The following is a 20,713-nucleotide window of genomic DNA, read 5'->3' on the forward strand; positions in this document are numbered from 1 at the left end:
GCTACGAACAGCCACCCCAAGCCCCACCGACCCCACGGGTCATCACCGGGGACGACACCCCGCCCACCAGCAACCGGCTCGCGCACAAGCACGCACGCCGGCGGGCGGAGCGTGCCCGCAACCAGCGAGAACGTGAACGACGTGAACAGGCCGACGGTCCACCGCCGTTCTGAGAGGTCTCTCCACGAGCAACCTCTCGCGGATCAGTCGCGTTCGGCGGCCTTCTTGATACCGGCCAGACGGCGATCCCATCCGCGCGCGATCGTGTCCAGATGTCGTGCGAGGCGCGAGAGCTCCGAACCGGCTGCCTCGTAACGTATTTCGCGGCCGGCGCGGGACGCGGCGACCAGGCCCGCATCGGTCAGTATCTTGAGATGTTTGGCGATCGCCTGACGGCTGATCGGCAACTCGGTGGCGAGGGTCGACGCCGACGCCGGTTCGGTTCCCAATCTGACGAGGATCTGCCAGCGACTCTCGTCGGCGAGAGCGCCGAAGATCTCGACGGGAGCAACCTCAGGCATCGGATCTGCTCGTCAGGTGGGTGCGTGCCAGTTCGAGCTCGATCCTCCACCCTTCGGCGTTGCCGTCGAACCGGGCGCGTCGCTCCGCCTCCGAACCGGACAGCGAGGCGAATCCCGACTCGACGACCTTGAGGATCACCCCGGGCCCGGAGTCGGCGATCCAGAACTCGACGAGCGTCGACTCCGAGTCGGGATCGGATGCGTCGGCGAGCCAACGGAAGGCGGCGTAGCGCGGCTCGTCGAGTTTCACGGTACGAAAGACGAAGGCGCCGTGGACCGGATCGTGCACCGTCGACAGATCTCCGTCGCGGTCGATCCGGTGCTCGGTGATCACGCTGTCGTTGATGTACCAGCCCGGCTCGCTGACGAGCTGCCACACGCGCTCGGCGGTCGCCTCGATGGCGATCTCCCGCTCGACCCGATCGAAGTTCTCATCGGTTGCCGCACTGACTGTTTCGGGATCGGTCGCACTCATGACGCCTCCTGGGTCACTTCGAATGATGCAACCCAATGGTTGCATCATGGCTCGTGACTTGCAACCCCTGGGTTGCAGCAATCGGGTTCAGTCCACGATCTCCGCGAGTCGTCGGATCGCAAACTCATAGCCGCGGATGCCGTAACCCGCGATGACGCCGGCCGCGAGCGGTGAGACATAGGAGTGGTGCCGGAACGCCTCGCGCTTGTGCACATTGCTGATGTGCACCTCGAAGATCGGCACGCCGGGCACCACCAGGCGTCGGCGAGGGCCACCGACGTGTGGGTCCACCCGCCGGGGTTGATGACGATGCCGCTGATCTTCCCGACCGACTCGTGAATCCAGTCGATCATCTGTCCCTCGTGATTGGTCTGCGCCGCACGCAGGCCGAAACCGAGTTCCGACGCGGTCCGCTCGGCGAGGTCGACGACATCATCGAGTGTCTCGGAGCCGTAGATCGCCGGCTCACGGGTACCCAGGGTGTTCAGGTTCGGCCCGTTGAGCAGCAGGATCGGCAGCGGTTGCGCACCGGCCGTATCGGACGTGGAGTCGGACATGGGTTCACCATAGTCTCAGCCGCCTCGCCGACCGGGGCGAGACACCTCAGCGGCTACCATCTCTCTTTGTGCCAGCGCAGACCGTCCGACGAGCGAGGATCGTCGCCATCGTCACCGGCCTGCTCGGCTTTCTGCTCGCGCTCGCCACCCCGCTGATGCCGGTCGAGCAGAAGACCGCGGAGATCAACTGGCCCCAGAACGGACAGATCGGTTCCGTCGCCTCCCCGCTCATCGGCTACACCCCCGTCGACCTCGACGTCACCATCCCGTGCGCCGCGGTCGACGACCTGCCTCCCGGTGGTTCGGTGCTGCTGTCGACCACACCGAAGCAGGCGGAGAAGTCCGCCGAACGCGGCCTGTTCATCCGCAAGACGGGCGCCGCCGACGCCCCCGCCGACCGCCAGGGCGTCGAGGTGGTCATCCGCAACGTCCCGCTGATCTCCGCGAGCCTCCAGGACATGCGCACGCAGGACTGCCGCGAGATCGTCGTCCACGCCGATTCCGACGCGGTGACCGCCGAGTTCGTCGGCATGACCAACGACGCCGGCGACCCGCTCGAGGGCACCACCGAGGACAAAGAGGCCTTCAAGAACTCGCCTGACCAGCGACCGCAGGTCACCGGCCTCTTCACCGACCTGTCCGGACCCGCGGCCGCCATCGAGGGTCTCGACGCGCACGTCACGGTCGACTCCCGGTACAACACGGCCCCGACGATCTCGAAGTGGCTCGTCGTCATCGTCGGTGTCGCCTCGACGTTGCTCTCGCTGGCCGCACTCGCCGCTCTCGACGCGACCGACGGCCGCCGTCATCGACGCATCTTCCCGGCCCGCTGGTGGCGCCTCAACGCGCGCGACTATGTGGTGATCGGTGCGCTGATCCTCTGGCACATGATCGGCCCGAACACCTCCGACGACGGTTACCTGCTGACGATGTCGCGGGTCGCGCAGGACAGCGACTACACCGCCAACTACTTCCGCTGGTACGGCGCGCCGGAAGCGCCGTTCGGCTGGTACTACCAGGTCTTCGGACTGCTCAGCCATGTCTCGGTGGCCAGTCCGTGGATGCGGCTACCCGCGCTCGCCTGCGGGATCCTGGTGTGGCTCATCGTGAGTCACGAGGTGATCCCGCGGCTCGGCCGCGCCGCGATCGCCCGCCCGTATGTCGCGTGGACCGCGGCCTTCACCTTCCTCGCCTGCTGGTTCCCGTTCAACAACGGCCTGCGTCCCGAGCCGATCATCTGCCTCGGCGCCCTGCTCACCTGGTGTTCGGTGGAGCGCGCCATCGCGACCGGCCGACTGTTACCCGCCGCGGTGGCCTGCCTGGTCGGTGCCTTCAGCATCGCCGCCGGCCCCACCGGCCTGCTCGCAGTCGCGGCACTGATCGCCGGCGCACGTCCGATGATCATGGCGCTGATCAAACGTGCCCGGGTGATCACCGGTGACTCGACCTCGCCCCGCGCGCTGCGATGGTCGTTCGTCGCGCTGATCGCACCGATCCTGGCCGCCGGCAGCTTCGTCGTCTTCGTGGTGTTCTCGAACCTGACCCTGCGCTCGTTCTCCGAGGCGTCGAGCATGAAGACCGCGCTCGGACCGTCGATGAACTGGTACAACGAGCTCGGTCGCTATTCGGCGCTGTTCGCCTTCTCCGCCGACGGCTCGGTCGCTCGACGCTTCGCGGTCCTCGCGATGATCCTCGGTCTCGTGGTGTCCGCAGCGGTCCTGATCCGCAAGAACCGCATCCCCGGCACGGCCATCGGACCCACCCGGCGCATCGTCGCGATCACCTTCGCCTCGCTGGTGTTCCTCATGTTCACGCCGACCAAGTGGACCCACCACTTCGGCGTCTTCGCCGGTATCGCCGCCGCACTGGCAGCCATCGCCGCGATCGCCGCGAGCCAGCAGTCGATGCACTCACGACGCAACCGCACCCTGTTCTGCGCGCTCGTCCTGTTCATCGGCGGTCTGGCGTTCACCGCGCCGAACTCCTATTACTACTACTCTGCGTGGGGAATGCCCTGGGCCTACGAGCAGGTCACGATCGGCGGGGTGATGCTCGGCAGCGTGTTCCTGTACGCCGCGCTGGCACTGCTCCTCCTCGCGTTGTGGTTCCACTTCCGGGAACCGTTCACCGGCGCCGACCCGCACTCCCCCGACGGGGACCCCACCCAGCAGCCCGAAACCTCCGACCGGCGCTGGTACCGGCGCGTGTCCGCGTCGATCGCCGCCGCACCGCTTGCCTATCTCGCGATGGCCATCGTCGTCTTCGAGATCATCACCGCGGTTTTCGCCGGTATCCACCAGTCGTCGTCGTACTCGGTGCCGCGCTCCAACCTGGCCGCGCTCACCGGCAAGCCGTGCGGCATGGCCGACAAGGTGTGGGTCGAGGGCGACCCCAACCGCGACATGCTGCGGCCCGTCGACGGGTCGCTGAGCAACCCGCTGGGCGGAGCGGCCCCGGCGCCCGGCACCTCGCCGAAGACGGTCGGCTTCTCCCCCGACGGTGTGCCGCTGGATCTCGCGTCGACGGCCAGTGAGGGCTCGTTGGGCGTGCTGTCCGGCAATGTGTGGGCCGACCCGAAGATCGTCAACTCCAACCCCGGCGGCACCGGTGGCGGTGAACTGGCCGAACCCGGCGTCAACGGCAGCAGCGCCGCGTTGCCGTTCTTCCTCGACCCGAACACCACTCCGGTCATGGGTAGCTACTCCAAGCTCGACCAGGTCCCGGCCCGGCTCACCTCCGGCTGGTACGCCCTCCCGGAGGACTGGCGCGACCGTCCGCTGCTGACGATGTCGGTGGCCGGCGAATACGACAACCCGAACGTGATGCTCGAGTACACCGCCGACCCGATCGGACCGGACACCAAGGACGCCGACCTCACCGCCGCCGGCGAGACCGAACTCATCGACCCCGGCCCGCGCCCGGCCTGGCGGAACCTGCGCTACAACACCAGCGAGCTGCCGGCGGACACCACCGCGGTCCGCATCGTCGCCACCGACGACAACCTCAACGAGGACCGCTTCATCGTCCTCACCCCGCCGCGGGTCCCGCAGATGAGGACGCTGCAGGACGTCGTCGGCAGCACCGCCCCGGTGCACGTGGACTGGACGTCGGGTCTGGCCTTCCCGTGCCAGCGGCCGTTCACCCACGATGCGGGTGTCGCCGAGATCCCCCAGTGGCGGATCAAGCCGGGGTCGGATCTGGCGGCCGCGGTCTCGGCATGGCAGAACTACTACGGGGGCGGCCCGCTCGGCTGGATCGACGTGTCGCAGCAGCCCACCGCCCTGCCGACGTATCTGATGGCCGACATCGGACGCGACTGGGGCGCGCTGGAGCGCTACGAACCGTACGGCGGCGTGGACAGCCTCGCCGACATCGACACCGGCACGGAGACCCGCAGCGGCCTGTGGAGCCCGGCGCCGATCCGGCACTGAGGAGCGCCGCAGCTCAGGGTGGGCGCTAGGTGGGCGAGTGCCGGTCGCATACGATCAAGCACCGTGCCTGTGACAGCCTCGACGTCCCGTGTTTCCGCACGTACCGCCCGTCTGATCGCGATCGTCGCGGGTGTTCTCGGCGTCGTGCTGTGCGCTCTCACCCCGCTCCTGCCGGTGAAGGCCACCGACGCCGACATCACCTGGCCCGCAGGTCAGGAGCTCGCCGCGGAGACGTCGTCGGTGATGGCGCCGCTCATCGCGCAGACCCCGCAGACGCTCGACGCCCGCATCCCGTGTTCGACGCTGGCGAGTGCCCGCAACGGCGTCGTCCTGTCGACGATGCCGGTGAGCGCGCCGAAGTCGAAGGGCTCGTCGCTGTGGGTGACGAAATCCGATCAGGCCGTCACCGTCACCTTCCGCAACAGCGTCGCGGCCACCGCGGCCCGCGCCGAACTCGACCGTTGCCGCGAGCTGCACATCTTCTCCGCCCCGAGCGGACCCGGCGCCCAGTTCGTCGGCCTCGGTGACTCGACGGTCCTGCCGCCGGAGAAGCGACCGCAGGTCGCCGGCATCTTCAGCGAACTGAGTGCCGAGCAGGCCCGCGCCGCGGCCGACGCCGGGATGTCGGTCTCGATCGACATCGACAACCGGTACGAGTCCTCGCCGACGGTCCTGAAGATCATCGTGATGGTCCTCGCCGTGATCTCGGTGATCGTGGCCCTGGTCGCGCTGGCCCTTCTCGACCGCATCCAGGGCTACCACCGGCGGATCGGGGTCCGCACCCGCGCCTGGTGGCACTCACTGAAGCCGCGCGCCGCCGACCTGGTCGTGACGGCGATCCTGCTGGTCTGGCTGTTCCTGGGTGCCGGGTCGCCCGACGACGGTTACGTCCTCAACATGGGCCGCACCGCCGACGGGTTCGGTTACCTGGCCAACTACTACCGCTACTACGGCATCCCCGAGGCGCCGTTCGACTGGTACTACAGCTTCCTCTCGATGTGGTCGTCGATTTCGCCGTCGATCCTGTGGATGCACATCCCGGCACTCGTCGCCGGCCTCGTGTCGTGGTTCGTGCTCAGCCGGGTGCTGCTGCCGCGTCTCGGCCCGGCGGTGCGTCGCAGCTCGTGGGCGACCTGGGCTGCCGCCCTCACGTTCACGGCGTTCTGGCTGCCGTTCTGCAGCGGCCTGCGCAGCGAGGGCATCATCGTCCTCGGCTCCCTGTTGACCTGGTGGGCAGCCGAATACGCCATCTCCACCCGACGCCTGCTGCCGGCGGCGCTGGCCGCGGCGCTCGCCGGGTTCACCCTCGCGCTCGCCCCGCACGGCGTCGTGGGTGTCGCGATCCTGCTCGTCGCTGCCCGCGCGTTGCTGCACATCCTGCTCCGACGACGCAACGAGCTCGGCGGTTCGACGTGGACGTCGACCGCGGCGCTCGTCGCGCCGATCGTCGCCGCCGGGATGGTCGTACTGGTGATCGTGTTCCGGGACCAGACGCTCGCGACTGTGCTCGAGGCCATCAAGCTCCGCTACACCGTCGGCCCGGTGATCTCCTGGCACCAGGAGTTCTTGCGGTACTACTTCATCTCGGTCGTCACCGACGACGGCTCGCTGACCCGGCGGGTGCCACTGCTGCTGCTTCTCGCCGGCCTGTTCGTCGTGGTCGCGGTGATGCTGCGGCGCACCAGGATTCGCGGTGTCGACCCCGGCCCGGTGTGGCGTCTCGTCGGTGCCGTCGGCGTGACCCTGCTGCTGTTCGTGTTCACCCCGACCAAGTGGACGATCCAGTTCGGCGTGCTCGCCGGTCTCGCGGCGGCGATCTCCGCGGCCGCGACCCTCGCCGTCGCCCAGTCCGCAGCACGATCGGCACGCAACCTCACCGTCTTCGTGTCGGGTCTGCTGTTCGCGATGGCCGCGGCGATGGCCGGTTACAACTCCTGGCCGTTCGCCTACGAGTACGGCATCTCCTGGTTCGACCGGGCGCCCGTCATCGCCGGCTACGGGGCGTCGACGCTGTTCCTGATCCTCGCCGTCCTCGCCGCCGCCCTGGCGGTGTGGCAACATCTGCGACTCGACTACGTCACCAATCGCGGACTCGCTCACAGCGACACCGGCCCCGGCGAGACCCGCGCGGATCGTCGCCGCCTGTTCCTCGCGTCCTCGCCGATCGCGGTGATCGCCGGGCTCCTCGTCGTCGTCGAGATGCTGCTGTTCGTCAAGGCCGCCGTCACCCGGTATCCGGCACCGACGGTGCTCACCGAGAACCTGAACACCCTGCGCGGCAACCCATGTGGCCTCGCCGACGAGGTGCTCGTCGAAGTCGACCCGAACACCGGCATGCTCACCCCCGCCGGCGGTGCGTCGGCGACCGAGGCACTGCGCGGCGAGAACCCGGTGGGCTTCTCCCCCAACGGCATCCCCGGCGACCTGCAGCCCGAACCGGGAAGCCAGCGCCCGGGCCAGATGAACGTGTCGGCGAGCATGGCACGCCCGTTCGCCATCACCGGCGGACTCGGCTCCGGGACCACCGGCGGCCGCGGACCCGAAACCGTCAACGGGTCGAACGCCAAGCTCCCCTACGGACTCGACCCGGCCACCACGCCCGTGCTCGGCAGCTACGGATACAACGGCGAGGCGCGCCTGACGACGGGCTGGTACGACCTGCCCGCCGACCGTGCCGCGTCGCCGCTGCTCGTGTTCAGCACCGCGGGCGCCGTCTCGACCATCGACACCTTCGGGGTGCGCAACTTCGGGCAGAAGATGGTCGTGCAGTTCGGCCGTCCCGGCCCCGACGGCTCGTTCCAGCAGGTCGGCCCGGACATCCTGCCCATCGACCCCGGACCGGTGATCCTCAACCGCCCCTGGCGCAACATGCGGGTGCCGATGGCGGCCGCACCGCCGGCCGCGACCGTGATGCGACTGTCGTTGCAGGACAACAACCTCGGCGACAAGCAGTTCATCGGGATCACCCCGCCGCGCGCGCCGCAGCTGCAGACCCTGCAGGAGGTCGTCGGGACGACGGCGCCGACCCTGATCGACTTCGGGGTGGCCTCGCACTTCCCGTGCCAGCAGCCGATGGGTGTCTCGCACGGCGTCGCCCAGGTCCCGCAGTGGCGGATCCTGGGTGACTACCCGCTGACCAACTCGCAGTCCAAGACCTGGCAGGCGGGGGTCGACGGCGGCCTGCTGGCCATCTCGGAGGCGACGACCTCGGCCCAGGCCGTGTCGACCTACCTCAAGGACGACTGGGTCCGCGAATGGGGCGCCCTGGAGAAGCTGATGCCACTGGTACCCGACGCACCGAACGCACAGATCGACACCGCACAGACGACGCAATGGGGCTGGTCACGCGCCGGCTCGATCAGGGTGGAGCCCGAATCCGATGAGTGAACCCAACCCCACGAGCACGGCCCCGCAGGCCGACGAGCGGCCCGGACGCGACTATCGCACCGCGAAGATCGTCGCGGTCGTCACCGGCCTGCTGGGTTTCCTGCTCGCGATCGTCACGCCGATCCTGCCGGTGAACCAGACCACCGCCGAACTCGAATGGCCACAGGGCGATTCGGTCTCGGATGTGGCCGCACCACTGGTGGCCTTCGTCCCGATCGACATGGACATGTCCGTGCCGTGTTCGCTGGCCGCCCGCCTGCCCGCGCAAGGCGGTGTCCTCCTCTCGACGACGCCGGAGGGTGGACAGGACGACTCCGCTCGCGGCCTCTTCGTCCGCGCCACCGCCGACACGCTGACGATGATCGACCGCAACGTGGTGCTCCTCGACACCGACCGTGCGGCGGCGCAGGCCAACCCGAACTGCCGGATCGTGATGCACGCCGACGGTGAGGGCGTCGACGGCCGCTTCGAGGGCCTGCCCGCCCCGGACGCCGCCGATGGTGGTCTCAACGAGTTCGCCATCCCCGACCACGAGATGCGACCGCAGATCGTCGGCATCTACAGCGATCTGCCCGCCGACGTGTCCCGCGACGGGTTGTCGCTGCGCGCCACCATCGACACGCGCTACGTCACCTCGCCGACGCCGGTGAAGCTCGCGGCGATCGTGATCGGCATCGTGATGACGATCCTCTCGCTCATCGCTCTCGGTGTTCTCGACAGCCGGGACGGGCGGGCGCACAAGCGTTTCCTGCCGACCGGTTGGTGGACCATCCGCCCGCCGGACGTCGCGGTGTTCGCGATCCTGGCCTTCTGGTGGTTCGCCGGCGCCAACACCTCCGACGACGGCTACAACTTCACCGTCGGCCGCATCACCAGCGAGGCCGGCTACGCGGACAACTACTTCCGCTACTTCGGTGTCCCGCAGGATCCCTTCGGCTGGCATTTCCAGGTCATCTCGGCGATGTCGCACATCAGCGTCGCCGCGCCGTTCATGCGCCTGCCCGCCTTTCTGCTCGGCCTTCTCGGCTGGTGGCTCATCAGCCGCGAGGTGATCCCTCGTCTGGGCCGCACCGTCCGCAACAGCACGCCCGCGGTCTGGTCGGCGGCGTTCGTCTTCCTCGCAATCTGGTTGCCGTTCAACAACGGTCTGCGTCCCGAACCCGCCGAGGCCGTGGGCGCGCTGCTCACCTGGTGCTGCGTGGAACGGGCGATCGCGACGCGGCGCCTGCTGCCGTACGCGATCGCGGTGGTGACCGCGGCCTTCACCCTCGCCCTCGCCCCCGGCGGGTTGATGGCGGTCGCCGCGCTGCTCGCGGGCATCCGGCCGATCGTCAAGACGCTCGTGTCCCGGCGTCGCCGCGACGGGCTGCTGCCGATGCTCGCGCCGATCTTGGCCGCCGGTACCGCGGTGCTCTTCCAGATCTTCTTCGACCAGCCCCTGGCCCCGCTGATCGCGGGCAACAAGGTCGCCTCCGACGTGGGGCCGACCCTGGAGTGGTGGCAGGAACCGATCCGGTACTACTACCTGATCCTGCCGACCGCCGACGGCACCCTCGCGCGTCGTTTCGGCGTGCTGGCGATGATCCTCTGCCTGTTCGTCGTGCTCCTGCGCCTGCTCCGTCGCGAGCATCCCAACGGCGTTGCACGGGCCCCGATCTGGCGACTGATCGCGGTCACGCTCGGCACCATGTTCCTCATCGCGTTCACCCCGACCAAGTGGACCCACCACTTCGGCGTCTACGCCGGTATCGCCGCCGGTATCGCCGCCGCGGCGGGCGCGATGATGGCGCCGGCCGTCCTCCGGTCGCGTCGCAACCGCACCTTCTTCGCGGCCGCCGTCCTCGCGATCACCGGGATCTCCTTCGCCGGCACCAACGGCTGGTGGTTCGTCGGCAGCTACGGCGTGCCGTGGTGGGACCGCCCGCCGGCCGTCGGCGGGATCAACGTCGCGTGGTTCATCCTCCTCGCTGCGGTGGTCACCGCCCTGGCCGGTCTGTGGTTCCACTTCCGCGACGACTTCGTCGACGAGCAGACCCGGACCCTCGGTGGCGACCGGTGGTACTCGAAGCTCAAGTTCTCACCGCTGCCGGTGATCTCCGGCCTGATGGTGCTGTTCATGGTCGCCTCGTTCCTGAAGGGCGCCTACGAGCAACGGGACTCCTGGTCCTGGATGAAGTCCAATGCCCGTGCCCTGACCGGCAACTCGTGCGGTCTGGCCAATGATGTCCTCGTCGAGGCCGATCCGACCGCCGGCCTGCTCTCTCCGGCGGCAGTCAACGGACGTCCGGCACCCGCTGTCGCACAGGCACTCTCGGGTTCGGACTCGACCGGCTTCACGCCCAACGGCGTCCCCGACAAGCTGTCGGTGGACGCGACCGAGAGCGACACCTCGTCCACCACGACCGCCCAGAACACCGCGCAGACCGGCGCCGGTGCGGACGAGTCCGCCGACTCGTCGTCGGCGCAGGGTGGCACCGAGGGCGGACAGGGTGCGCGCGGGATCAACGGGTCGACGGTCCGTCTGCCGTTCGGGCTGAACCCAGCTGCGACACCGGTTCTCGGCAGCTACGGCTCGCCGTCGGGCTCCGCCTCCCTGACGACGGACTGGTACCAGCTGCCCGAACGTTCCGACGACGCCCCGCTGCTCACCATGGCGGTCGCCGGGTCGGTCGAGGCCGTCGACGGAATCGGCGTCGTCCACGCCGGCCAGAAGGTGATCGCGCAGTTCGGTCGTGTCGGCGCCGACGGCCGGGTGGTGCCGACGGGACAGATGTTCCCCATCGACATCGGTGAGGTCCCGACCTGGCGCAACCTGCGGTTCCCGCTGGCCGATTCGCCGGCACAGTCGACCGTGGTGCGCATCCTGGTCGAGGACACCGCAGCGGCGTCGTCGGAGTGGGTGGCCATCACCCCGCCGCGCGTCAGCAGGCTGGCGACCCTGGACGATGTCGTCGGCCGGACCGACCCGGTCTTCATCGACTGGCTGCCCGGTCTGGTCTTCCCGTGCCAGCAGCCGATGAAGGTCCGGCACGGTGTACTCGAGGTGCCGAAGTGGCGGATCATGCCCGACGCCGAGGCCACCCGGAAGAACAGCCAGACCTGGATGTCGGGCACCGCGGGCGGACCGTTGGGCATCACCGAGGCGATGCTGCGTCCGACGCTGCTACCGACGTACCTGCGCAACAACTGGGGCCGCGACTGGGGCGGCCTGCAGCGGTTCACCGAGATCATCCCGGCCCCGCCTGCCGAGATCGAACTCGGGGAGGCACGACGGTCGGGGCTGTACGACCCCGCCCCGATGCGTTCCAGCGGGTACTGAGGCTCTGACCTGGTCCGACGAGGGTGTCGCGGTGCTACCCGCAACACCCTCGTCGAAACCAGGCGACCTCCGTTCGTTACCGCACCGTGACCTCCAATCTCGGTCGCGTCACTCATCCCGCGCGACCCTCGATCCCGCCGTGACCGCGGCCTAGCGTCGTGTCATGAGTAAATTCACGGCACCAGGACTCAGCACGGAATCGGCCGATGAGGTGGCCGGGATCCTGCAGGAGCGCCTCAGCGCACTGAACGACCTGCATCTCACCCTCAAGCACATCCACTGGAACGTGGTCGGCGCGAACTTCATCGGGGTACACGAGATGATCGACCCGCAGGTCGAACTCGTCCGCGGCTACGCCGACACCGTCGCCGAGCGCATCGCGACCCTGGGTTCGTCGCCCAAGGGCACGGCCAAGGCGATCGAGACCGACCGCTCGTGGAGCGATTACTCCATCGGTCGCGACACCGCACAGGCACACCTCGGAGCCCTCGACCTCGTCTACGAGGGCTTCATCACCTCGCACCGAGACGCGATCGAGAAGATCGGTGAGATCGACCCGATCACCGAGGACGTCCTGATCGGGCAGACCGCTGAACTCGAGAAGTTCCAGTGGTTCGTCCGCGCCCATCTCGAGAGCTACACGGGCGAGCTGAGTCACGCCGGCGCCAGCAGCGAGAAGGAAGCCGCCGACGCCGCACGCTGACCGCTAGACCGGGTGCGGGGCCATCGCCCGGTCCCGCACTTAAACCGCGGTCGCGACCGCCCCCACCACCAGCTCGCGGCCGCGGTTTCCCCCCTCTTGACCCGAACACGTTGCGAGAGTTGATCTCTCGATGTGGTACGGGTGTTGTCGCACGTCCAACCGTCGACGCACTGTTACTCTGGGCACAGGCTTAGGCCGTGAACAGGATGTGAAGACAATTGCGTCCGCCGGATCGATCGGGGCGCCCTCGCTCTGACGGGGAGGTACGTGTGGCTGAAACACGATCATTCACGCTGTTCGACGATCTGGAGCTCCACATGCAGTTCGCGCCGGTGTGCCGGCTGTCGGACGGAGCGTTGGCTGCCGTCGAACTACAGCTCCGTGGACCCGCCGGAACCCGCCTCGCCACCGCCGCCGCCCTCAAGCGGGCCGCACGGCTCGTCGAAGAGCACCCGGTGCTGGACGAACGTAAGCGGAAGATGGCCGCCAGCCCGCGCGCGCAGTCGCTGGCCAAAATCCTTCCGCTCCTGGTCAACCTCGATCTGGAACTGATCGACAATCTCGACGAGGAGACCACTCACACGCTCGAGCGCCACGTCATGGTGATCCTGCCCGACTCCGTCGAACGCAGTCCCCAGCGCACGCTGGCCCGGGTCGCGCGGGCCCGCGCCGCTGGCAAGATCATCTGTGTCGACGGCCTGGTCCGCAGCGAACACGCCGCCACTCTGCTGTCGCTCGTCGAACCGGACATCATCGTGACCGGTGCCGAGCTCCTCGCCAAGCAGGCCACCGCCGATGCCGCACAGCTCGCCCACGCCCTTGCCGCGCACACCGAACGCAGTCATGCCGTGGTGATCGCCGAGGGCGTCGACGACGAGTCGTGCCGGGTGACCGCCCAGACGATGGGCGCGGCCTTCGGTATCGGCGATCTGTACCCGCCGGTGTCCGACCCGTCGACTCTGGCGACGCGGACCATCGTCCCGCTGCCCGACATGCCGGTGTGGACGACCCCGGACTCGGAGAAGTCGACCCCGTATCGGATCGCATCGACCTCCATCGAGCCGCGCATGGGCAACAAGCGCCTGCTCATCGAGATGAGCAAGGCCTTGGAGCACCAGGCCGCGATCGGGGGCGCCGCCATCGTGCTGGGCACCTTCCAGTTCGCCGAGCACTTCACTCCCCGCACCGCCAAGCGGTGGCGGGAGATGTCGACCCAGACCGGCCTGGCCGGCGTCTACGGCGTCGGGCTCCCCGACGTGCGGGACGGCAACGTGCACCGGGCGCCCCTCGATCCCGAGGACGACCTGATCAACGAGTGGAACGTCGCGGTCCTCGGCCCGCACTTCGCCGCACTGCTCTCCGCGCGCGACCAGCACGACGCCGGCCCCGACCTGGAGCGCACCTTCGAGTTCGTCCAGACCTATGACCGGATGACCGTCACGCAGGCCGTTCACTCGATCCTGGCCAGGTTCGCCTGAGTTCCCGACGGGAGCTCGATTTGGGATTGTCACAGCATCGCTGACTACGATGCGCCTGTGCCGAAGTCGCCTGGAGTGTCCGAATCAGACGAGCCCACCGTCGGCGCCGACACCCCCGTAGCGCAGTCTTCCGATCGTTCCTCGCGGCCCGTGGCGATCGTGGCCGCGGTGGCCGGACTGGTCGCCCTCGCCGCCGGTGTGCTGACCCCGTTCCTGCCGGTCACCACGTCGACGGCGTCGATCACGTGGCCGCAGAGCCAAGAGCTGGGCGCGGAGTCGGCGTCGGTCACCGCACCGCTGGTCGCGCAGACCGCACGCGATGTGCAGATCACCATCCCGTGCCGGGTGCTGGCGGCCACGCCGGGCGATGCGACCACGACGGTGCTGTCGACGATGCCGGCGAGCGCCACGAAGGCGCGTGAGAACGGTCTCTTCGTGGTGGCCGACGCCGCGAATGTGACGGTGTCGGTCCGCAACAAGACCCTGGCCTCGGTACCGCGTTCCGCTCTGGCGGGATGCGACGACCTACGCATCTTCTCCGACGCCACCACGACCGGCGCCCAGTTCGTCGGCCTGCCCCCGGGTGCGGCGAGCGCCGGTGGCGGCGATGTGGGCATGGCCGAGCCGTCGTCGAATCCGCAGATCGCGGGTGTGTTCACCGGCCTGACCACCGAGCAGGTCCGGGCGTCGGGCATCGACGTGCGGATCGAGATCGACGACCGCTTCGACTCCTCGCCGTCGGTGATCAAGTGGCTGGTCATGATCATCGGCGTCGTCGCGGCGATCGTCGCGCTGATCGCGGTGGGCCGACTCGACCGCATCCACGGCTACCACCGCCGGGTGGGCGGCAGGCTCCGCTGGGGAAAGGTGCTGCGGCCGACGCCGACCGACATCGGCGTCACCCTGACGCTCGTCGTGTGGCACTTCCTGGGTGCCGGGTCGCCGGATGACGGCTACATCCTCAACATGGGCCGCAACGCCGCGGACGCGGGCTACCTGGCCGACTACTACCGCTTCTACGGCATCCCCGAGGCGCCGTTCGACTGGTACTACAACTTCCTCGCCTACTGGTCGACGATCTCGACCACCGGCCTGTGGATGCGTCTGCCCTCGTTGATCGCCGGCCTTGCCGCCTGGTTCATCCTCAGCCGGGTGCTGCTGCCGCGTCTCGGCGGCGCCGTCCGCCGGTCCCAGTGGGCGATGCTGACCGGTGCAGCGGTGTTCCTGGCGTTCTGGCTGCCGATGTGTTCGGGTCTGCGCAGTGAGGGCATCATCGTGCTCGGCACGCTCCTCACCTGGTGGGCGGTCGAGGTCACGGTCTCGACGCGCCGGATGCTCCCCGCAGCACTCGCCGCGCTCACCGCGCTGCTGACGCTCGCACTGGCCCCGCACGGCCTGGTCGCGCTGGCTCTGCTGATCGCCAGCGCCCGGCCGTTGCTGCGCATCCTTGTCCGCCGCCGTCGTGAAGACGGTCTGCTGCCGCTCCTCGCACCTGTCCTCGGTGCGGGTGCGCTCGTCGTCATCGTCGTCTTCCGCGACCAGACGCTGGCGACGGTCTTCGAGGCGATCCGCATCCGCTACTCGGTCGGACCGACGCTGGCCTGGTACCAGGAGCTGCTGCGCTACTACTTCCTGGCCGTGAACCACACCGACGGTGCACTCGCACGACGCATCCCGGTGCTGCTGTTCGCCGTGTCGATGTTCCTCGTACTCGCGATCATGTTGCGTCGCAAGCGAATCGACGGAGTCGACCCCGGGGCCGTGTGGCGCGTCCTGGGCGCATCGTTGCTGACGATCCTGCTGCTGTCGTTCACGCCGACCAAGTGGACGATCCAGTTCGGCATCTTCGCCGGCCTCGGCGCGGCGCTGGCCGCCGTCGCCTGTGTCGCGATCGGCCAGGCGGCGAGCCGAACGCTGCGCAACCTGTCGATCCTGATCGCCGGCCTGCTCGTGGCGTGCGCCGCCGCCGCGGCCGGCAAGAACGCGTGGCCGTGGCCGTACAACTTCGGCATCGCCTGGTTCGACAAGGCACCGGTCATCGCCGGGATGCAGGTGTCCACGGTGCTGCTCGCGCTGGCCGTCGTCGCGCTAGTGTTCGCCGTCTGGCAGCACCTGCGCATGGACTACGTCGACGAGACCGGCCTGGCCCACGATCAGGGCGCCGCTCCGGCCGGTTGGCGCATCGGTGTCGCCTCGGCACCGATCGCGGTGATCGCCGTCCTCATCGTCGTCTGCGAGCTCGCGGTCTTCGCCAAGGCCGCGGTCAGCCGGTCCGACACGTTCACCGTGCTGTCGGCCAACCTCGACTCCCTGCGCGGCAACACGTGCGCCATGGCCGACGCGGTGCTCGTCGAGCCGGACCCCAACAAGGGCACACTCGCCCCCGCTGACGGCGGATCGGCGTCGAAGACCCTGGAGGGCGACTCGCACGGCTTCAGCCCCAACGGCGTGAAGCCCGACCTGACACCGCAGGCCGGTGCCCAGAAGCCCGGCGCGATGAACACCTCCGCGGACCTCTCCAAGACCTTCATCGTCTACGGCTCCAACCCCGGCACCGCGGGCGGCGTGGGCCCGCGCGGGGTCAACGGCAGCACCGCCGCACTCCCGTACGGCCTCGACCCGGCCACCACGCCGGTCATGGGCAGCCACGAGACCAGTGACGGACAGGCCACGCTGACCACCGGGTGGTATCGCCTCCCGGATCGCGACGCCTCGCCGCTGATCGTCGTCACCGCCGCGGGTGCCGTGTTCACCTACGACCGCGACGGTGTCCCGATCTTCGGGCAGACGCTGCAGGTCGAGTTCGGCCGCGAGGTCGACGGCGAGTTCGTCGAGGTCGGCGCACCCGCGGTCCCGATCGACGCCGAGCGGTCGAACCGGCCGTGGCGCAATCTCCGCATCCCGATGGACCGCGTGCCCGCCGATGCCACGGTGATGCGCCTCGTCGCCAAGGACAACAACCTCGACGCCGACCAGTGGCTCGCGATCACGCCGCCGCGTGCTCCGGTCCTGGAGACCCTGCAGCAGGTGGTCGGTTCGACCGATCCGGTTCTCATCGACTTCGCCGCCGGCGCCTGGTTCCCGTGCCAGCGGCCGATGACCGCCCACGAGGGCGTCTTCGACGTCCCCGACTGGCGAATCCTGCCGGAATCCTGGATCGCCAACTCGCAATCCAAGACCTGGATGGCCGCCGAGGACGGCGGCCTGCTGACGACCGTCGAGGCACTGACCCGGCCGTCGACGGTGGCGACGTATCTCGACAACGACTGGTATCGCGAGTGGGGCAACCTGCAGCGACTCAACCCGCTGGTGCCGCAGGCGCGGCCGGCGGACGTGACAACCGGGTCGGCGACCACATGGGGATGGTCACGACCCGGCCCGATCAGGGTGGTGCCCGAAGATGACTGACCGCGTTGACGCTCCCATCGAAGCGGAGCACGACGACTCGCCGCCGGCGAAACGGGAGCAGAGTTTCTCCGAACGCCATGCGGGCAAGGCGCGCATCGTCGCCATGGCGGCGGGCGCGCTCGGCATCCTGCTGGCGCTGCTGAGCCCGTTCCTGCCGGTCGACTACACGAAGTCCGAACTCGTCTGGCCGCAGCAGGGTTCGGTCGCCAACGTCGCCGCACCGAACGTGTCGTTCGTGCCGGTGTCGATGGAGGTCTCCGTCCCGTGTGCGCTGGGTGCGTCGCTCCCGCGCACCGGCGGCGTCCTGCTGTCCACGGTGCCCGAGGGCGGTGCGGAGGCCGGGAAGGTCGGCCTGTTCATCCGGGCCACCGCCGACTCCCTGCAGGTCGTCCAGCGAAACGTGGTGCTGCTCAACACTCCACGCACGGCCGCCCAGAACGCCCCGGACTGCCGCATCGTCGTCGACGCGGACACCGACGGCAGCCGCGGCTCGATCCAGGGCGTGCCCGAGACCGCGAGTGCGATCCACGAGTTCGATCTCCAGGACCCGAACGCGCGTCCGCAGATCATCGGCGTCTACTCGGGACTGCCGTCGACCGTGTCCACCGAGGGACTGTCCTTCCGGTCGACCATCGACACCCGATTCGTCTCCACCCCCACGAGTCTCAAGTTCTGGCTGCTGGTGCTGGGCGTGGCGGCGACCATTCTGTCGCTGGCCGCCCTGGCGGTTCTCGACGCCCGTGACGCCCGCGGGCACCACAAGATCTTCCCGGCCGGCTGGTGGCGGGTCCGCCCGGTCGACGGATTCGTCGCACTCATCTTGGGAATCTGGCTGTTCGTCGGCGGCAACACCGCCGACGACGGATATCAGGTGACGGTGGGCCGGATCGCCCGCGAGGCCGGCTATCTCGACAACTACTACCGCTACTTCGGCGTGCCGCAGGATCCGTTCGGCTGGCACTACCAGTACCTGTCGGTGTGGATGGACGTCAGCACGGCCACCCCGTGGCTCCGCCTGCTGCCGTTCATCTTCGCGATGACGTCGTGGTGGCTGATCTCCCGTGCCGCGATCCCCCGCCTGGGTCGTGCGGTCCGCGAGTCGACGCCCGCGATCTGGGCCGCCGCCCTGGTCTTCCTCGCCGTGTGGATGCCGTACAACAACGGTCTGCGCGTCGAACCGCTGATCGCACTCGGAACCCTGTTCACGTGGGTCTGCGTCGAACGGGCCATCGCCACCGGGCGGTTCTTCCCGCTGACGGTCGCCATCATCTCGGCGGCGTTCACGCTGACCATCCACCCCACCGGGGTCATCGCGGCGATCGCGCTCATCGCCGGTATCCGGCCGCTGCTCAAGCGGTTCATGGTGCGCCGCAAGCGCGATGGCGCCCTTCCGCTGCTGCTGCCGATCCTGGCCGCGGGTCTGGCGGTGATGTTCGAGATCTTCGCCGACCAGCCGCTCGCCCCGATCCTGGAAGCGGTGTCGGTCAACGGTCAGGTCGGTCCCACCAACAAGTGGTGGGAAGAACCGATGCGCTACTACATGCTGATGAACCCGACCGCGGACGGCGGCATCGCCCGACGCTTCGGTGTCCTGATCGTGTTCACGTGCTTCGTCCTCGTGGTGATCATGCTGCTCAACCGGCGGCATCTGCCCGGCATCGCGACGGCACCGACGTGGCGTCTGCTGGCCATGGTCGCGGGTTCGGTTGTGCTGATGGCGTTCCTGCCCACCAAGTGGACCCACCAGATGGGTGTGTACGCGGCGATCGGCGGTGCGCTCGCCGCGGTGGCGACCGCGTGTGCGGACCGGACGATCATGCGGCGCCGCCGGAATCGCACGCTGTTCGCGGCCGCCTGCGCCTACGTCCTCGCCCTGGCGTTCTCCGGACGCAACCAGTGGTGGTACGTCGGCAGCTACGGAATCCCTTGGCGCGACGCCGTTCCCGATGTCAAGGGCATCCCGCTGTGGACCGGCATCCTCGCCGTTGCGGTCGCACTGACACTGCTGGGCCTCTGGCAGCACTTCCGCGACGACTACGTCGACGAGGCGGTCCGTGCGGGCTCGTCGACGTCGCTGTTCTCACGCCTGCGGAGTCCGTCGATCATCATCGTGTCGGCGATCATGCTGGTGTTCACCCTGGTCTCGTTCGCGAAAGCAGACTGGACGCAGCGCAATTCGTGGTCGTGGCTCAGCTCGAACGTGAACGCGCTCAAGGGCGAACCGTGTGCGCTCGCCGACGCCGTGCTCGTGGAGAGCGACCCGACCGCCGGACTCCTCGCCCCGGCACGCGTTGCCGGACAGAACAATCCGTCGCCGGGTGCGGCCCTCGCGGGCGCGGGCATGGCGGGCTTCGATCCCAACGGCGTCGCGTCGGATCTCTCCGAGGACACCGAGGAGGAGTCCGACGACTCCGCGGGCACCTCGACCGCCGAGGTCGATCGCACGCAGACCGATCCGACCGAGGACGGCAGCAGCTCCGACGACACCACCACGTCGTCGACCGACACCAGCGGCGGTCGTACCGCGCAGGCGGGCGTCAACGGCTCGACGGTGAAGCTGCCGTTCGGACTGTCACCGTCCAAGACCCCGGTGCTGGGCACCTACAACTCCCCCACCGGGACCGGGAACCTCACCTCCGACTGGTACCAGCTGCCCCAAGGGCGTTCCGACGCCCAGCCGCTGATCACCATGTCCGTGGCCGGCTACGTCGAGTACATCGACGATCTCGCGGTCGTCCGGCCGGGCCAGAAGGTGCGGTTGCAGTTCGGCCGCGTCGCACCGGACGGCACGGTGGCCCCCGCCGGTCAGATGATGCCGCTCGACATCGGTGGCGCACCCGAGTGGCGCAACCTGCGTTTCCCGCTGGATCAGGCACCTCCGGGCGCCTCCGTGGTCCGCGTGCTCGCCGAGGACACCTCTCCGCTGCGCGATCAGTGGCTCGCCGTCACCCCGCCGCGGGTGTCGTCGATGGAGACGCTCAACAAGCTCGTGGGCAGCGAGGATCCCGTCCTCATCGACTGGGAGGCCGGACTCGCGTTCCCGTGCCAGCGACCCGCTCAGGTCAAATACGGCGTCCTCGAGACGCCGGTCTGGCGGATCTCCCCCGACCGCGAGGGCGAGCGGGTGAACTCGCAGCGCTGGATGGCCGGCGACGCCGGTGGTCCGTTGGGCATCATCGAGAACGAGGTGCGCGGCCGCGTCTACCCGTCGTACCTGCGCAACGACTGGGCGAAGGACTGGGGCTCGCTCCAGGGCCTCACCCCGATCCTGCCGCAGAAGGACGCGGAGCTGATCATCACCACCGAGACCCACAACGGCCTCTGGACACCGGGGCCGATGCGGGCGATCGGCAACTGACACCCTCCGCAAACCCTCCCTTTTTCCGTAAACCCGCCACCTCGTGAAGGGGAGGGTTTACGGAAAAGGGGTGGGG

At 68.9% G+C, this 20,713-nt stretch carries 9 protein-coding genes and 2 pseudogenes; 8 read left to right on the forward strand and 3 right to left on the reverse strand.

Translation table 11 applies throughout. From position 1 onward, the window contains the following. Nucleotides 1-173: pseudogene (locus tag BJF87_RS26550) on the forward strand (HNH endonuclease); the annotation flags it as partial. Nucleotides 174-203: 30 nt separating this feature from the next. Here the strand turns inward: BJF87_RS26550 and BJF87_RS03270 are convergent. The 3 genes and pseudogenes from BJF87_RS03270 to aroQ all read right to left on the reverse strand — a co-directional run bounded on the left by BJF87_RS03270 (nt 204) and on the right by aroQ (nt 1,553). Beyond that, nucleotides 204-521, reverse strand: coding sequence for a helix-turn-helix transcriptional regulator (locus tag BJF87_RS03270; protein WP_075862639.1), 318 nt, complete (start codon nt 519-521; stop codon nt 204-206). Next, on the reverse strand, nt 514-996 hold the full coding sequence (locus BJF87_RS03275; protein ID WP_075862640.1) for an ATPase: 483 nt from the start codon (nt 994-996) through the stop codon (nt 514-516). The genes BJF87_RS03270 and BJF87_RS03275 overlap by 8 nt, the downstream gene beginning before the upstream one ends. Before the next feature lie 87 nt (nt 997-1,083). Continuing rightward, nucleotides 1,084-1,553 (reverse strand): annotated as a pseudogene (gene aroQ, locus BJF87_RS03280) (type II 3-dehydroquinate dehydratase). A gap of 68 nt (nt 1,554-1,621) precedes the next feature. Here aroQ and BJF87_RS03285 point away from each other — a divergent pair. The 7 genes from BJF87_RS03285 to BJF87_RS03315 all read left to right on the forward strand — a co-directional run bounded on the left by BJF87_RS03285 (nt 1,622) and on the right by BJF87_RS03315 (nt 20,637). Continuing rightward, nucleotides 1,622-4,984, forward strand: a complete 3,363-nt coding sequence (locus BJF87_RS03285) for an arabinosyltransferase domain-containing protein (protein WP_075862641.1) — start codon at nt 1,622-1,624, stop codon at nt 4,982-4,984. Between the two features lie 63 nt (nt 4,985-5,047). Further along, nucleotides 5,048-8,371 (forward strand): arabinosyltransferase domain-containing protein, encoded by a 3,324-nt coding sequence (locus BJF87_RS03290; RefSeq protein ID WP_396246692.1) that lies wholly within the window; start codon nt 5,048-5,050, stop codon nt 8,369-8,371. After that, complete coding sequence (locus BJF87_RS03295; RefSeq protein WP_006358792.1) at nt 8,364-11,690, forward strand: arabinosyltransferase domain-containing protein; 3,327 nt, start codon at nt 8,364-8,366, stop codon at nt 11,688-11,690. Before BJF87_RS03290 ends, BJF87_RS03295 begins: the two co-directional genes overlap by 8 nt. Before the next feature lie 163 nt (nt 11,691-11,853). Continuing rightward, a complete protein-coding gene (locus BJF87_RS03300; RefSeq protein WP_006358793.1) occupies nt 11,854-12,393 on the forward strand; it encodes a Dps family protein in 540 nt (179 codons plus the stop codon). 269 nt (nt 12,394-12,662) lie between these two features. Next, on the forward strand, nt 12,663-13,871 hold the full coding sequence (locus tag BJF87_RS03305) for a DICT sensory domain-containing protein (RefSeq protein ID WP_075862643.1): 1,209 nt from the start codon (nt 12,663-12,665) through the stop codon (nt 13,869-13,871). Between the two features lie 150 nt (nt 13,872-14,021). After that, nucleotides 14,022-17,279 carry an arabinosyltransferase domain-containing protein gene (locus BJF87_RS03310; protein ID WP_084813143.1) on the forward strand — a complete coding sequence of 1,086 codons (3,258 nt, stop codon included), beginning with the start codon at nt 14,022-14,024 and terminating at the stop codon, nt 17,277-17,279. After that, nucleotides 17,272-20,637, forward strand: coding sequence for an arabinosyltransferase domain-containing protein (locus tag BJF87_RS03315; protein ID WP_075862645.1), 3,366 nt, complete (start codon nt 17,272-17,274; stop codon nt 20,635-20,637). The genes BJF87_RS03310 and BJF87_RS03315 overlap by 8 nt, the downstream gene beginning before the upstream one ends. The last annotated feature ends 76 nt before the right edge of the window (nt 20,638-20,713 follow it).

The sequence above is a fragment of the Gordonia sp. CNJ-863 genome (genome assembly GCF_001942325.1).
GTDB classification, from domain to species: Bacteria; Actinomycetota; Actinomycetes; order Mycobacteriales; family Mycobacteriaceae; genus Gordonia; species Gordonia alkanivorans.